Below are 13,161 nucleotides of genomic sequence, written 5' to 3' on the forward strand. Positions count from 1 at the left end.
GGGCTCTATAGAGCCCCTCCGGCGATTGAGGAGGCCCGTCCGGCAGGACCGCGCCGCTCAAGCTCTCGGCGCTGAAGGAGCCCGGCCCGGCACCCAAGCCCCTCCGGCGTTTGAGGAGGCCCGCCCGGCAGGGCTGCGCCAATCAAGCCCCTCCGGCGCTTGAGGAGGCCCGCCGGCAAGGCCAGGCACATCAAGCCCCTCCGGCGCTTGAGGAGGCCCGTCCGGCGGGACTTGCGGGGAGGGGAGGGGCGGGCGGAAACATGCTCGTCATGCCCACGACGTACGCTCACCCCACAGACACCCGCACGCCAGAGGACACCGCATGCCCGCCGCCGACCACCCCGCCTACCCCGTAGGACTCCGCCTGACCGGCCGCCGAGTCGTCGTCCTGGGCGGCGGCCAGGTAGCCCAGCGCAGGCTCCCCGCCCTGATCGCCGCAGGCGCGGACATCACCCTGATCTCCCCCTCCGCGACCCCCTCCGTGGAGGCCATGGCGACCGCGGGCGAGCTGCATTGGATACAACGCCGCTACGAGCCGGGCGACCTCACCGACACCTGGTACGCCCTGGTGGCCACCAGCGACCGCGCCACCAACGACGCCGCCTCCGCCGAAGCGGAGCGCACCCGCACCTGGTGCGTCCGCGCCGACGACGCCGACGAGGCGACCGCCTGGACCCCGGCGACGGGCCGCGCGGACGGCGTGACCGTGGCCGTCCTGACGACGACCGCCGCGGACCGCGACCCCCGCCGCACCGCCGCGATCCGCGACGCGATCGTCGAGGCCCTCCACGACGGCACCGTCACCGTGCAGCGCGACCACAAGCCCGGCGTCGCCCTCGTCGGCGGCGGCCCCGGCGACCCGGATCTGATCACCGTGCGCGGCCGCCGCCTCCTCGCCGAGGCCGACGTCGTGATCGCCGACCGCCTCGGTCCCCGCGACCTCCTCGACGAGCTCCCGCCGCACGTCGAGGTGATAGACGCCGCGAAGATCCCGTACGGCCGCCAGATGGTCCAGGAGGCCATCAACCAGGCGCTGATCGACCACGCCAAGCAGGGCAAGGCCGTGGTCCGGCTCAAGGGCGGCGACCCGTTCGTCTTCGGCCGCGGCATGGAGGAGGCCCAGGCGCTCGCCGCCGAGGGCATCCCGGTCACGATCGTCCCCGGCATCTCCAGCTCGATCTCCGTCCCCGGCGCGGCCGGCATCCCGGTCACGCACCGCGGCGTCGCCCACGAGTTCACCGTCGTCAGCGGTCACGTGGCGCCGGACGACGAGCGCTCCCTGGTCGACTGGGCGGCGATGGCGAAGCTGACCGGCACCCTCGTGATCCTCATGGGAGTCGACAAGATCGGGAAGATCGCCGAGGCCCTGGTCTCGTACGGCAAGAGCCCCGAGACGCCGGTCGCCCTGGTCCAGGAGGGCACGACGGCCGCCCAGCGCCGCGTCGACGCCACCCTCGCGACGGTCGCCGAGACGGTCGTCGCCGAGGGCGTCAGGCCCCCGGCCGTCATCGTGATCGGCGACGTAGTGAACGAGAACCCGCAGAAGTAACGGAAGTAACCAGCGGTAACACAACTCGTTCCGAGCCGTTGGCACCACTACCAGAACAAGGCAGTATCGACCCGTGGCTGAACCTCAAGGTCTCATCACCATCGACGACCCCGACGACCCGCGCCTGTCCGACTACACGGGCCTGACCGACGTCGAACTGCGTCGCAAACGTGAACCGGCCGAGGGCCTGTTCATCGCCGAGGGCGAGAAGGTCATCCGGCGCGCCAAGCTCGCCGGGTACGAGATGCGGTCGATGCTGCTCTCCGCCAAGTGGGTCGACGTCATGCGCGACGTCATCGACGAGGTCCCCGCCCCGGTCTACGCGGTCGCCCCCGACCTGGCCGAACAGGTCACGGGCTACCACGTGCACCGCGGCGCCCTCGCCTCCATGCAGCGCAAGCCGCTGCCGACGGCCGACCAGCTCCTCACCACCGCCCGCCGCGTCGTCGTCATGGAGTCGGTCAACGACCACACCAACATCGGCGCGATCTTCCGCAGCGCCGCCGCGCTCGGCATGGACGCGGTCCTGCTCTCGCCCGACTGCGCCGACCCGCTCTACCGCCGCTCGGTGAAGGTCTCCATGGGCGCCGTCTTCTCGGTGCCGTACGCACGTCTGGAGGCCTGGCCGAAGTCCCTGGAGACGGTGCGCGACGCCGGTTTCCAGCTCCTCGCACTCACCCCGGCCGAGCAGGCCAAGTCGCTCGACGAGGTGGCCCCGCACCGCATGGACCGGGTCGCGCTGATGCTCGGCGCCGAGGGCGACGGCCTGTCGACGAAGGCCCTGATGGCCGCGGACGAATGGGTCCGCATCCCGATGGCCCACGGAGTCGACTCGCTCAACGTGGGCGCGGCGGCCGCCGTCGCGTTCTACGCGGTGGCCACGGGCCGCCCCGAACTCTGACGGTCAGGCTTCCCGCGGGTTCTCCGCGGGCGGCAGCGCCCGCGCGGAGGACGCGGTCGTCTTCTGTACGCCGTTGTCACCGAGGCCACGCGTCGGCCCCTGGCAGCCCTGCGCCGCCGCGATGGCCAGCGCCACCAGCAGCGTCACGACGACGAACACGGTGAGCCGCTGCCGCAGCAGCCGCGGGTTCGCGGGCCGTAGCTTCTTGCCGCCGCCCGTCCCGTTCGTCCGCGGCGCCGGGCGCCCCGCACCGCTGCGCGGCCCGGACCTGCCGTTGCTGCCGGAGCGGCTGTTGGTGTTCCGGGCGGGCCCCGACCCGTTGCTCCTGCCGTTGCTGGGACGCGGCGCGGGCGTCCCCGGCTGCGTACGCCGCTGGGTGCGCTGACCCTCGTACGTGTCGGAGAGGCGGCCCGTCGGCCGGTCCTGCTCGGCGGAGCGCGGCGCGGGTGGGCGGGCCTCCGTGACGATGCCCTGGGCCTCGCGGGCCGCGATCTCCTTGAGCCGCAGCGACAGTTGTAGCGTGCTGGGCCGCTCCTCCGGATCCTTCGCGAGGCAGGCCCGCAGCAGCGGGGCGAGCGCGTCCGGCACCCCGGTCAGCTGCGCCTCCTCGTGCACGACGCGGTAGAGCATGACCTCGGAACTGCCGTGCCCGAAGGGCGAGTCGCCCATCGCCGTGTACGCGAGCGTCGCCCCGAGGGCGAACACGTCGGTCGCCGGGGTCACGGCGGCGCCCCGCACCTGCTCGGGCGCGAGGAAGCCGGGCGAGCCGACGGCGGTGCCCACATGGGTCAGCGTGGAGGCGCCGGTCGCCCACGCGATGCCGAAATCGATGATCCGCGGCCCCTTCGGGGACAGCAGGATGTTGGACGGCTTGAGGTCGCGGTGCACGACCCCCGCCTCATGGACGGCGACGAGCCCTTCCGACAGCGCGGCCCCCACGGCGGCCACGTCGGACGCGGCCAGCGGGCCCTCCTCGGCGACCTTGTCGTGCAGCGAGGGGCCCGGCACGTACTGCGTCGCGAACCACGGCCGCTCCGCGTCCAGATCGGCGGCCACCAGCCGGGCCGTGCAGCCCCCGCGGATCCGCCGCGCGGCGGACACCTCGCGCGCGAAGCGCGACCTGAACTCCTGATCCTCCGCCAGATCCGGCCTGATCACCTTGAGCGCGACCCGCTGGCCGCGCCGGTCGGACCCGAGATAGACCACGCCCATCCCGCCGGCCCCGAGGCGTCTGTGAAGCCTGAACGAGCCGACGACGCGCGGGTCCTCGCGCCTCAGGCGCATCATCGCCATGTCCATCCCCGCTGCTGCCCGGTCCGTCTGACGAGCCACAGCTTACGTTTTCGCGCTCGGCGGCGCTCAGAGGCCGCGCCCTCGGCCCGGATTCGATTGTCAGTGCCCGGTGGGAAACTTGAAGAACGGTCAGGGAGCGCGAGGGCGGGGCGGCTTGGCCTGCGCCCCGAACTCAACAAGGCGGCGCTGAAGGGGGATTGGACCCATGAAGGGTGACCGGGTCGAGATAGTGGTGGACGCCGGGGACACGACGCGTACGTACGAGGTGACGGCGAGCAGGGCGGGCCGCAGGGTGGAGACGGCGGTACGCAGGGGGGTGGTGGAAGTGAGCGAAGTCACCCGCTCCGGATCCGTGGTGCGCACCGCCCGCTTCATGGCGACCAGGGTGCTCGCCCTGGTGGAGCACCCGGTCCCGCGCGAGGAGCCCGCCGAGCGGGAGGCCCGCGTCGGCCGTCCCCTCGGGGAAGACCCCGAGGCCTAGGTCTCCGTCTCCACCCAGGGGAGTACATGGGGCGCACACGGTCATCCTCGGGGAGGCCCGGCAATCGGTACGAGGGCATGACGTCCTGAGCGCCCGGTACTCATAGATTTGTGCTCAAGCGGCGGGTGCAGCACTCGTCCCCCGAGGTCAGGCACTCGCCGCTTGCCAAGACGCAAGAACGCAAGGTGACAGAAGAACTCAAGAATTAGACCGGGAGAGGACCATGGCGGACACGGCATCGCGGACGACAGCGTTCCGCACCGCGGCCCGCAGGGCCGGCCTTTTCGGCGCCCCCGCGACCGGCCGCCGGCACCCGCTGGTGGCCACGGCCATGGTTCTCCCTCTCGCGGCCCTGCTCGTCGTCGTGTTCGGCGGCTGGGACGCGGTGGTCACACAGGCGTCGTCCGTGGGCGTGATGCTGGGGCGCTGAGCGGCGCTCCCAGGCCCGGAAGAGCGGTCCGGGCGGGGACATCCGGCCATGAAACCCCGTGGGGACGGGGGTGCGGCGGACGGCACAAATGCTGCGCGCAGCTGGGGAGCTGCGCGCAGCATTATTTTTGCCCGCGAACCCGGCCGGTTCTTGCCCGCGAACCCGCCCGATTCCTGCCTGCGGACCCGCCCGTCTCTCCTCCCGCCCGGCCCATTCCTTTGCCTGCCGCATTCCTTCGCCCGGTGCCCGGCGGGGGAGGGCCACCCGTAGGCTGCGGCCCGTGACCACGCACATCCTTCCCGCGCTCAGGGCCGAGGCCCGCGGCGCGGCCCACCCTTCGGGGATCGCCTGCGTCTGCGGCGCCACCACCCTCGCCGACCGCGCCGACGCCACCGTGGTCCGGCACGGCGACACCGTCGCCAAGGCGCACGCCCCCGACACCGACCCGGCCGAGCTGGACCTGCGCCTGGCCGTGGCCGCCCACTCGGCCCTCGCCGGCGTCCTGCTGCGCCCCCTGCACCCGACGGCCGCGGACCTGCACGACCGCCTCGTCACGTTCTGGCCGCACGGCACCCCCGTGGACCCGGACCACCCGGAGCTCGCTCCCTGGGAGGCCGCCGCCACCCTCCTCGCCCGCCTCCACACCACCCCGGCGCACCACCTGCCGCCCGCGCTCCCGCCGATGCGCGGCCCCCACAAGGCGGCCCGCGCCGTCGCCCGCCTCCGCGCCTCGGCCCCCGGCCACCCCGCCGCCCGCGCCATCCTCGCCGCCTGGCGCGCCCTGCCGCCCTGGGCCCGCGCCGAGGCCCCGTACTCGCACGCGAGCGCCCTGTGCCACGGCGACCTGCACCTCGGCCAGCTGGTCCGGCACCCCGCCGACTCCGACACCTGGACGCTGATCGACGTCGACGACCTCGGAATCGGCGATCCCGCCTGGGACTTGGCCCGCCCCGCCGCCTGGTTCGCCTGCGGCCTGCTGGCGCCCGCGGACTGGACCCGCTTCCTCACCGCCTACCAGCGCACCGGCGGCGCGAAGGAACTGAGCGTGCCCGACCCCTGGCCCGCCCTGGACGTCCCGGCCCGCGCCCTCACCGCGCAGACCGCCGCGCTCGCCGTCGCCAAGGCCACCGACGCGGGCCGCGCGCTCGACGAGGTGGAGGAGGCGGTCGTGGACGCCTGCGCCCGAATGGCTTCGGTCCCTTTGCAGTTGGAGAAGTAACTGGCCAAGTAGGGTGCGAGGGACGGAAGCCGGGAAGTGTTCCGGCGAAGCAGCACCGAACGGCGAGGAGTTGAGCCGAGCATGCAGTGTCCCAAGTGTCGCGCACCGATGCACACGTACAACCGCAATGGCGTCCAGATCGAGCAGTGCAGCGGTTGCCGCGGGATATTCCTGGACTACGGCGAGCTGGAGTCGCTGACCCGCCTGGAGGCGCAGTGGAGCCAGCAGGCCCCGCCGCCCCCGCCCGCCCCGCAGGGCTACCCGGCCCCGGCCGCCCCGGCGTGGGGTGCCCCGCACCACGGCGGTCACCACGGCCACCACGGTCACCACAACCGCGGCTTCGGCCGGATGCTGTTCTCCTCCTGAGCGTCCGGGAACACGAAGAAGCCCCCCAGTCGGAAGGACTGGGGGGCTTCTTGGCGGTGCGCGATACTGGGATTGAACCAGTGACCTCTTCCGTGTCAGGGAAGCGCTCTCCCGCTGAGCTAATCGCGCGGGGACCCTTGCGGATCAGTGGACGATACTGGGATTGAACCAGTGACCTCTTCCGTGTCAGGGAAGCGCTCTCCCGCTGAGCTAATCGTCCGGGATGGAAGCCTTGCGGCTCCAGTGCGCGATACTGGGATTGAACCAGTGACCTCTTCCGTGTCAGGGAAGCGCTCTCCCGCTGAGCTAATCGCGCTTGGAGGTGGAGACGGGATTTGAACCCGTGTAGACGGCTTTGCAGGCCGTTGCCTCGCCTCTCGGCCACTCCACCAGGAGCGTAGGGGTTCGGGAAGATCCCCCACATCCTGAGCGAACGACCGGGTTCGAACCGGCGACCTCAACCTTGGCAAGGTTGCGCTCTACCAACTGAGCTACGTTCGCGTGTCTTTCCGGTCCGCTTGCGCGTCCCGGCGACGTGTTGAACTCTAGCGGATTCCTGGGCCAGTACAAAAACGCGTTTGCGCAGCGTGCTGCGGTGCGACCGGCGAAGGTCCTGTTCAGGTGGGTGCCCGTCACCCGTCCTAGACTCGGATGCGTGCACGACCTCCCTGCTCTCGCCCGTTTCGGCGAGCTCGTCGCGACCGATCTGCGCGACGTCACCAGCGATCCCGCGGCCCTCGACTCCCAGGGCTTCTGGGCGGTCTGCGCCGATTTCGAGGGCCGGCTCGTCTGCGCCCGCTTCGCCGACGTGCGCAAGGAGCCGGTCCCCGCCCCGCGTCCCGGCGCGTGGCACGGACCGGCGCCGGCGCACTGGACGTCGTCGCTCGACCACGCCGCGTACACGGAGGGCGTGCGGCGCATACGCGCGTACATCGCGACCGGCGAGGTCTACCAGGCCAACCTCTGCCGCGTGCTCTCCGCGCCCATCGCCCCGGACGCCGACGTGGACGCCCTCACCGCTCTCCTCGCGCGCGGGAACCCGGCCCCGTACGCGGGCACCGTGCGGATCCCCGGGCACGGGGTGGAGATCGCGACGGCCTCGCCCGAGCTGTTCCTGCGCCGGAACGGCAGGGTCGTCGAATCCGGGCCGATCAAGGGCACCGGCCGCACCGAGGCGGACCTCCTCGACAAGGACCACGCAGAGAACGTGATGATCGTCGACCTGGTCCGCAACGACCTGGGCGTCGTCTGCGCCACCGGCAGCGTGAGCGTCCCCGAACTCTGCGTGGTCGAGAAGCACCCCGGACTCGTGCACCTCGTCTCGACCGTGCGCGGGGAGCTGCCCGAAACGGCCGGCTGGCCCGAGCTGCTCGCCGCAGCCTTCCCGCCCGGCTCCGTCACCGGCGCCCCGAAGTCCAGCGCCCTGCGGATCATCGACGAGCTGGAGACGGCGCCGCGCGGCCCCTACTGCGGGGGCATCGGCTGGGTGGACGCCGACCGGGGGAGAGGTGAACTGGCCGTCGGGATCCGCACGTTCTGGATCGACCGCGGCGAGGACGGCGACGTCCTGCGGTTCGGCACCGGCGCCGGCATCACCTGGGGCTCCGACCCCGAGCGGGAGTGGCGGGAGACCGAGCTGAAGGCGGCGCGGCTCCTGGGGGTAGCGTCGGGAACGTACATGGAAGCGTAGAAGGCAGGAACCGTGAAGATCTGGCTCGACGGACGGCTTCAGGACTCCGAGGCGGCGCGCGTCTCCGTCTTCGACCACGGGCTCACCGTGGGCGACGGCATCTTCGAGACGGTCAAGGCCGTCGAGGGCAAGCCGTTCGCGCTCACCCGCCACCTGGACCGGCTCGCCCGCTCGGCCCGCGGGCTCGGACTGCCCGAGCCCGACCTCCACGAGGTGCGCCGCGCCTGCGACGCCGTCCTGGAGGCCAACCCGATGCCGCTCGGCCGCCTGCGCATCACCTACACCGGCGGCCTCTCGCCCCTCGGCTCCGACCGCGGCGACCACGGCGCCACGCTCGTCGTCGCCCTCGGCGAGACCCAGCGGCGCCCCGACACCACGGCCGTCATCACCGTCCCGTGGACCCGCAACGAGCGCGGCGCCCTCGCGGGCCTGAAGACCACCTCGTACGCGGAGAACGTCGTCGCCCTGGCGCGCGCCCACGAACACGGCGCCTCGGAGGCCCTGTTCGCGAACACGGTGGGGCAGCTGTGCGAGGGCACGGGGTCGAACGTCTTCGTCGTCCTCGACGGCGAGATCCACACCCCGCCGCTGACCGCGGGCCCGCTCGCCGGCATCACGCGCGCCCTCGCCGTCGAGTGGACGGGCGCCCAGGAGACCGACCTGCCGCTGTCCGTCCTCGCCGAGGCCGACGAGGTCTTCCTGACGTCGACGCTGCGCGACATCCAGGCCGTGCACCGCGTCGACGACCGCGACCTGAGCGACGCCCCGGGCCCGGTCACGGCGAAGGCGATGCGCGTGTGGGACGAGCGGGCAGCAGACCGCCTCGACCCGTGCTGATTTCTCTCGGGGGGCGACCCCCGAACCCCCAGCCGGAACAACAGCCCACCCGGAGCGGCCGGGACGGGTGGGCAGCAGACCGCCTCGACCCGTAAATCCGTTGTCGCGTCAGGGGTACGGGCGGGTAGAACACCCCTGATGACGACGACTCTGCGGCCGACCGAGCCGCTCCAGCGCACCCCCGACGGCTCGCGTTCGCGCCACTACGCGGTGTGCGTCAACAGCCGGCCCGTCGGCACCCTGCACCTCGCCACGCACCCGGCCTTCGGGCCGTCCGTCGCCCAGGTCCTGGATCTGCGCATCGACGAGAAGGACCGGGGGCGCGGGCGGGCCACCGTCGCCGCGCTCGCCGCGGAGGAGGTGGCCCGGTCCTGGAACTGCCGCCGCGTCGAGCTGGCCGTACCCGCCGACCAGCAGGGCCTGCTCCGCCTCGCGGGCGCCCTCGGCTACGTGGAACGCAACCGGAACATGGCGAAGGCCCTGCCCGCGGCGCCGCCCGCCCTGCCCGCAGGCAGCGTGGGGCGGCGCATGACGGAGGCCGAGTACGGGCCGTGGCTCGCGCACACCAAGGCGGCGTACGCCCGGACCTGGGTCGAGCGCGGCGCCACCCAGGAGGAGGCGCGGCAGAAGGCGGAGCGGGACCACGCGGCGCTCCTGCCGGACGGCGTCGCCACCCCGGACGTGCTGCTCAGCGTGCTGGAGCACGACGGGGAGCGCGTCGGCACGCTCTGGGTGGCGCAGCGTCCCGAAGGCGCGTTCGTCTTCGACGTCGAGGTGTCGCCCGACCACCGGGGGCGCGGCCACGGGCGCTCGCTGATGCTGCTCGCCGAGGCCGACTCGATCGCCGCGGGCGCCACCCGGATCGGCCTGAACGTCTTCGCGCGGAACGCGACCGCGCAGTGCCTGTACGACTCGCTCGGCTACGAGCCGACCAGCTACTACCTCTACAAGCAGCTGCTCTGACCCTGGGCCCGTCAGCCCTGCCCGGCCTCCGCGAGGAGCCGGTCCGCGATCTCCTCGATCCGCGCGCGCAGCCCTTCCTGGCTCTTCCCGCCGTGCAGGATCTCGCCGCCGATCTCGTACGTGGGCGTGCCGGTCACGCCGATGACCTTGCCCTCGGCCTGGTCGGCGTCGACGATCAGGATGTGCCGGCCGTCGATCAGTGCGGTGTCGAACTCCTCGGCGTCCAGGCCGAGTTCGCCCGCCACCTCGACGAGGAACTTCTCGCCCTCGCGGTCGAACTCCTCGACGCACCCGAGCACGGCCTCCACGTACGGCCACCCCTTGCCCTGCTCGAACGCCTCCTCGGCGGCCTGCGCGCCCGCGAAGGAGTGCTTGTGCTTGTCCAGCGGGAAGTGCCGCAGCCGCAGCTCGATGCGGTCGCCGTAGCGCTCGCGCAGCGCGCGGAGGTCGTCCAGGGCCGAGCGGCAGTCGGGGCACTGCAGCTCGCACCACACGTCAAGAAGGGGCTTCGGGGCGTTCATGGGATCAAGTCTCCCAGGACCGCCCCGCGCGTCCCAACCTGGACCTGCGGAGGAGCCACGACCCCGAGATGTCCCCCAGATCCGACGGAGGCGGGCCCTGGGCGTGGCCCGCGGACCCCCGGGCGGTGCAGGATGGAAGGGGCGAAGCGCCCCTGATCGCCCTGTTGATGTCCGTACGGCTCCGTACGGCGTCGATGTCCGTACAGCGTCCGAACTCGGGAGGACCGGATGATTGCCGAGACCGTGTGTTCCGCCGTCGCCGTGGCGGGCCTGGGCATCGCCGGGGTTCTCGCCTTCCGCAAGCGGTTCCTGAAGGCCGCCCGTACCGCCGCCTACGCGCTCGTGCCGCTGGGCCTGGTGATGACGGGCGCGGTCGAGTGGGCGGTGGACACGGCGTTCAGCCCGACCGCCTGGGCCGGCTTCGGCGTGCTCGGCGGCGCCTGGCTGCTGTTCATGGGGACGCGGGCCGTCGAGCGGCGCCGCGCCACGCGCCCCGCCAAGGAGCGCGGGGCCGTCGCCCCGACGGCCTCGGCGCCCTCCCTCGGCCAGAGCCAGCGGGCCGCGACGACGCCTCCGCCGAAGAAGGCGAAGGCCGAACCCGGCGAGGACTTCAGCGACATCGAGGCGATCCTCAAGAAGCACGGGATCTGAGCACGGCATCCGACGTCAACGGGCGCGGGGGGCGCGCTGTCACGGGTTCCGGCCAACTGCCCCCCGAAAGTGGTGCGTTGAGCGACCGGCGGCCGCCAAGTGCGTCATCATCGCGGCGAGATGCTGGACACACCGCAGCTGCCCGACCAGCTGGACGCCGACCAGGGGCAGGCGCCTCTCAGTGAGACCGCGCCGCCCATGCCCGTACCGACGAAGCCGCCGACCGCGAGTCAGCGCGGCTGCCTCTTCGCGCTCTCCCAACCCCCGCTGATGATCTTCCTGGGGGTGATCGGCTGTCTGCTCCTGATGGCCGCGCTGCACGACCTCCTGCTGCTGTGACCGCCGCGCGCGGCCTGCCGTCGTGAACGGATTCAGCCCGCGGCTTCCTTGCGGCGTGCCCGATAGGCCGCGACGTGCAGCCGGTTCCCGCACGTGCGGCTGTCGCAGTAGCGGCGGGAGCGGTTGCGGGACAGGTCCACGAACGCGTGCCGGCAGTCGGGGGCCTCGCAGCGGCGCAGCCGCTCCTGCTCCCCGGCGACCACGAAGAACGCCAGCGCCATCCCGCAGTCGGCCGCCAGGTGGTCGGCGACGGAGGCGCCGGGCGCGAAGTAGTGCATGTGCCAGTCGTAGCCGTCGTGGTCGGTGAGGCGGGGCGTGGTGCCCGCCTCGGCGACCAGTTCGTTGATCACCGCGGCCGCCCCGCGCTGGTCACTCGCCGCGAACACGGCGGCGAACCGCTCACGCACCGTGCGCACCGCGCGAAGATCGTCCTCACTGAGCGCACCGACGTCGCTGACATCGTTCCTTCGTACGAAATCCGTCAGCGCGGCCAGCGTGGCGAGCCCGTCCTGCGCCTCCTCGCCGTCCGGTGTCGTGTTCACCAGATCGACCACGGTGTCGAGCGCACACCGGGTGTCGTGGGTGATCAGCACGATTCGCTCCCTGGCCTGGGGTAGGGCTGCTGCCCGCCGATGCCGACCGAGCCTAGTCCCTGCGGGCCTCGTGGAACGCACCTGCGCCGCCTCCGTGGAAACTCACTCCCACGGCGGCGGCGCCGGTGTATGCCGTATGCGGTTGTCCCGACCGAAGGCCGTGCCGTCTCCCCGAGTGGACGGCACGGCACGCTCTCGTGCCGCGCACGCCGACTGGCTGTCGGCGCGAGCCTCCTCGTCCTGCGGCGCTAGCTTTCCGCGAGGATGTGCGAGAGCTCCTGGTCGAGGTCGAAATGGCGGTGCTCCGTGCCCGGGGGCACGGCGGCGTCCGTCCGCTTCAGGAAGGACTCCAGGGCCCGCGCCGGGGCCTCGAGCAGAGCCTCGCCCTCGGGAGAGCTCAGGGCGATGCAGACAACGCCCTGACCGTGGCTACGGGACGGCCAGACTCGGACGTCTCCGGTGCCGGTCGGCCGGTGAAGGCCTTCGGCGAGGAGGTCGCGGGCAAACACCCATTCGACGGTCTCCTCGGCTCCGGTGTGGAAGGTGGCGTGCACGGCATAGGGATCGGCCGTGTCATACCGCAGACCTGCGGGAACGGGCAGTGAGGACTCGCTCGACACAACGAGGCGCAGGTGCAGCTCGCAGCTGACCGTGGTGTTCATAAGCGCCAGGGCCTTTCGCTCAGTGTGCGCTCGGGGATTCGCACGTCGGCGAAATCGACATGCCACCTACGGTGCCGTTGTAAACCCCTCTGAGGGTTTTGAGCGTCTTTACGTAGCTCGTACGGCCGAGTCTTTCTTATGGAGGAACGCCCATTCCGGTGACGCGAAACGTTCGGGTAGGTTTGAGCCCATGAATACGGGGAGTGACAAGGGGGCCAAGGGGCCCGAGGTGTCCGACAGCGCCGACGCGTCCGCCGGGGACGGCCGGGACGGCGAGGAGTCGGGGGCGAAGCCGCTGGGGTCGCGGGCCCCGGAGTTCATCCAGGCCCGCAGGACGCTGCACCTGAGCTGGCAGGTCGGCGTCTTCGTGGTGGGGCTCGCGGTCGTGGTCGGCGGCGTGATCATGCTGCCGCTGCCGGGGCCCGGCTGGCTCGTGATCTTCGGCGGCATGGCGATCTGGGCGACCGAGTTCGTCTGGGCGCAGCTGGTGCTGCGCTGGACGAAGCGCAAGGTCACGGAGGCGACGCAGCGCGCCCTCGACCCGAAGGTGCGGCGGCGGAACATCATCCTGACCACGGTCGGACTGGTGATCATCGCGGTGCTCGCGGGCATCTACTTGTGGAAGTTCGGGCTCGAGATGCCGTGGAACATCAAGCAGTGACCGAG

16 protein-coding genes and 5 tRNA genes are annotated in these 13,161 nt (G+C 72.2%); 12 read left to right on the plus strand and 9 right to left on the minus strand.

What is annotated here, in order from left to right:
- The first annotated feature begins 322 nt into the window (after positions 1 to 322).
- Entirely contained in the window at positions 323 to 1,549 is a 1,227-nt protein-coding gene (gene cobA / locus ACYBSK_RS11100) for a uroporphyrinogen-III C-methyltransferase (RefSeq protein ID WP_460245945.1), read from the plus strand.
- Positions 1,550 to 1,622: 73 nt separating this feature from the next.
- Entirely contained in the window at positions 1,623 to 2,450 is an 828-nt protein-coding gene (locus ACYBSK_RS11105; protein WP_457476738.1) for a TrmH family RNA methyltransferase, read from the plus strand.
- A gap of 3 nt (positions 2,451 to 2,453) precedes the next feature.
- On the opposite strand, the gene ACYBSK_RS11110 is transcribed toward ACYBSK_RS11105, so the two are convergent.
- On the minus strand, positions 2,454 to 3,749 hold the full coding sequence (locus ACYBSK_RS11110; RefSeq protein WP_460247001.1) for a serine/threonine-protein kinase: 1,296 nt from the start codon (positions 3,747 to 3,749) through the stop codon (positions 2,454 to 2,456).
- Positions 3,750 to 3,948: 199 nt separating this feature from the next.
- Between ACYBSK_RS11110 and ACYBSK_RS11115 the strand changes: the two genes are divergently transcribed.
- The 4 genes from ACYBSK_RS11115 (at position 3,949) to ACYBSK_RS11130 (ending at position 6,239) form a co-directional block, all read left to right on the plus strand.
- Complete coding sequence (locus tag ACYBSK_RS11115) at positions 3,949 to 4,224, plus strand: hypothetical protein (RefSeq protein WP_457476739.1); 276 nt, start codon at positions 3,949 to 3,951, stop codon at positions 4,222 to 4,224.
- A 223-nt stretch (positions 4,225 to 4,447) separates the two neighbouring features.
- The gene (locus tag ACYBSK_RS11120) at positions 4,448 to 4,654 is read left to right on the plus strand and encodes a hypothetical protein (protein ID WP_457476740.1); all 207 of its coding nucleotides are present in this window, start codon (positions 4,448 to 4,450) and stop codon (positions 4,652 to 4,654) included.
- 280 nt (positions 4,655 to 4,934) lie between these two features.
- Positions 4,935 to 5,873: a phosphotransferase family protein gene (locus ACYBSK_RS11125; RefSeq protein ID WP_460245946.1), complete on the plus strand. Its 939-nt coding sequence runs from the start codon at positions 4,935 to 4,937 to the stop codon at positions 5,871 to 5,873.
- An 81-nt stretch (positions 5,874 to 5,954) separates the two neighbouring features.
- On the plus strand, positions 5,955 to 6,239 hold the full coding sequence (locus ACYBSK_RS11130) for a TFIIB-type zinc ribbon-containing protein (protein ID WP_457476742.1): 285 nt from the start codon (positions 5,955 to 5,957) through the stop codon (positions 6,237 to 6,239).
- A gap of 57 nt (positions 6,240 to 6,296) precedes the next feature.
- Here ACYBSK_RS11130 and ACYBSK_RS11135 read toward each other — a convergent pair.
- The 5 genes from ACYBSK_RS11135 to ACYBSK_RS11155 form a co-directional block, all read right to left on the minus strand.
- Positions 6,297 to 6,368 (minus strand) — tRNA-Val (locus tag ACYBSK_RS11135).
- 19 nt (positions 6,369 to 6,387) lie between these two features.
- Positions 6,388 to 6,459: transfer RNA gene (locus tag ACYBSK_RS11140), tRNA-Val, on the minus strand.
- A gap of 24 nt (positions 6,460 to 6,483) precedes the next feature.
- A tRNA-Val gene (locus ACYBSK_RS11145) sits at positions 6,484 to 6,555 on the minus strand.
- A gap of 1 nt (position 6,556) precedes the next feature.
- Positions 6,557 to 6,630, minus strand: a tRNA-Cys gene (locus ACYBSK_RS11150).
- Between the two features lie 37 nt (positions 6,631 to 6,667).
- Positions 6,668 to 6,740, minus strand: a tRNA-Gly gene (locus ACYBSK_RS11155).
- Between the two features lie 154 nt (positions 6,741 to 6,894).
- Between ACYBSK_RS11155 and ACYBSK_RS11160 the strand changes: the two genes are divergently transcribed.
- The 3 genes from ACYBSK_RS11160 to ACYBSK_RS11170 all read left to right on the plus strand — a co-directional run bounded on the left by ACYBSK_RS11160 (position 6,895) and on the right by ACYBSK_RS11170 (position 9,729).
- Positions 6,895 to 7,929, plus strand: a complete 1,035-nt coding sequence (locus ACYBSK_RS11160) for a chorismate-binding protein (protein WP_460245947.1) — start codon at positions 6,895 to 6,897, stop codon at positions 7,927 to 7,929.
- Positions 7,930 to 7,941: 12 nt separating this feature from the next.
- Entirely contained in the window at positions 7,942 to 8,766 is an 825-nt protein-coding gene (locus ACYBSK_RS11165; RefSeq protein WP_460245948.1) for an aminotransferase class IV, read from the plus strand.
- Positions 8,767 to 8,904: 138 nt separating this feature from the next.
- Positions 8,905 to 9,729, plus strand: coding sequence for a GNAT family N-acetyltransferase (locus tag ACYBSK_RS11170; RefSeq protein ID WP_460245949.1), 825 nt, complete (start codon positions 8,905 to 8,907; stop codon positions 9,727 to 9,729).
- A gap of 11 nt (positions 9,730 to 9,740) precedes the next feature.
- Here the strand turns inward: ACYBSK_RS11170 and ACYBSK_RS11175 are convergent, their stop codons facing one another.
- Positions 9,741 to 10,250 carry a DsbA family protein gene (locus ACYBSK_RS11175; RefSeq protein WP_460245950.1) on the minus strand — a complete coding sequence of 170 codons (510 nt, stop codon included), beginning with the start codon at positions 10,248 to 10,250 and terminating at the stop codon, positions 9,741 to 9,743.
- 228 nt (positions 10,251 to 10,478) lie between these two features.
- Here ACYBSK_RS11175 and ACYBSK_RS11180 point away from each other — a divergent pair, with 228 nt between their 5' ends.
- Positions 10,479 to 10,901 carry a hypothetical protein gene (locus ACYBSK_RS11180; RefSeq protein ID WP_460245951.1) on the plus strand — a complete coding sequence of 141 codons (423 nt, stop codon included), beginning with the start codon at positions 10,479 to 10,481 and terminating at the stop codon, positions 10,899 to 10,901.
- A 120-nt stretch (positions 10,902 to 11,021) separates the two neighbouring features.
- Positions 11,022 to 11,240: a hypothetical protein gene (locus ACYBSK_RS11185; protein ID WP_457476748.1), complete on the plus strand. Its 219-nt coding sequence runs from the start codon at positions 11,022 to 11,024 to the stop codon at positions 11,238 to 11,240.
- A gap of 32 nt (positions 11,241 to 11,272) precedes the next feature.
- On the opposite strand, the gene ACYBSK_RS11190 is transcribed toward ACYBSK_RS11185, so the two are convergent.
- Both ACYBSK_RS11190 and ACYBSK_RS11195 read right to left on the minus strand, forming a co-directional pair.
- Positions 11,273 to 11,833: a CGNR zinc finger domain-containing protein gene (locus ACYBSK_RS11190; protein ID WP_460245952.1), complete on the minus strand. Its 561-nt coding sequence runs from the start codon at positions 11,831 to 11,833 to the stop codon at positions 11,273 to 11,275.
- Between the two features lie 248 nt (positions 11,834 to 12,081).
- Positions 12,082 to 12,495 (minus strand): SsgA family sporulation/cell division regulator, encoded by a 414-nt coding sequence (locus ACYBSK_RS11195; RefSeq protein WP_004002642.1) that lies wholly within the window; start codon positions 12,493 to 12,495, stop codon positions 12,082 to 12,084.
- A gap of 190 nt (positions 12,496 to 12,685) precedes the next feature.
- Here ACYBSK_RS11195 and ACYBSK_RS11200 point away from each other — a divergent pair, with 190 nt between their 5' ends.
- Positions 12,686 to 13,156: a TIGR02611 family protein gene (locus ACYBSK_RS11200; RefSeq protein ID WP_460245953.1), complete on the plus strand. Its 471-nt coding sequence runs from the start codon at positions 12,686 to 12,688 to the stop codon at positions 13,154 to 13,156.
- Positions 13,157 to 13,161: the final 5 nt, after the last annotated feature.

Source organism: Streptomyces sp. BYX5S (assembly GCF_054724165.1).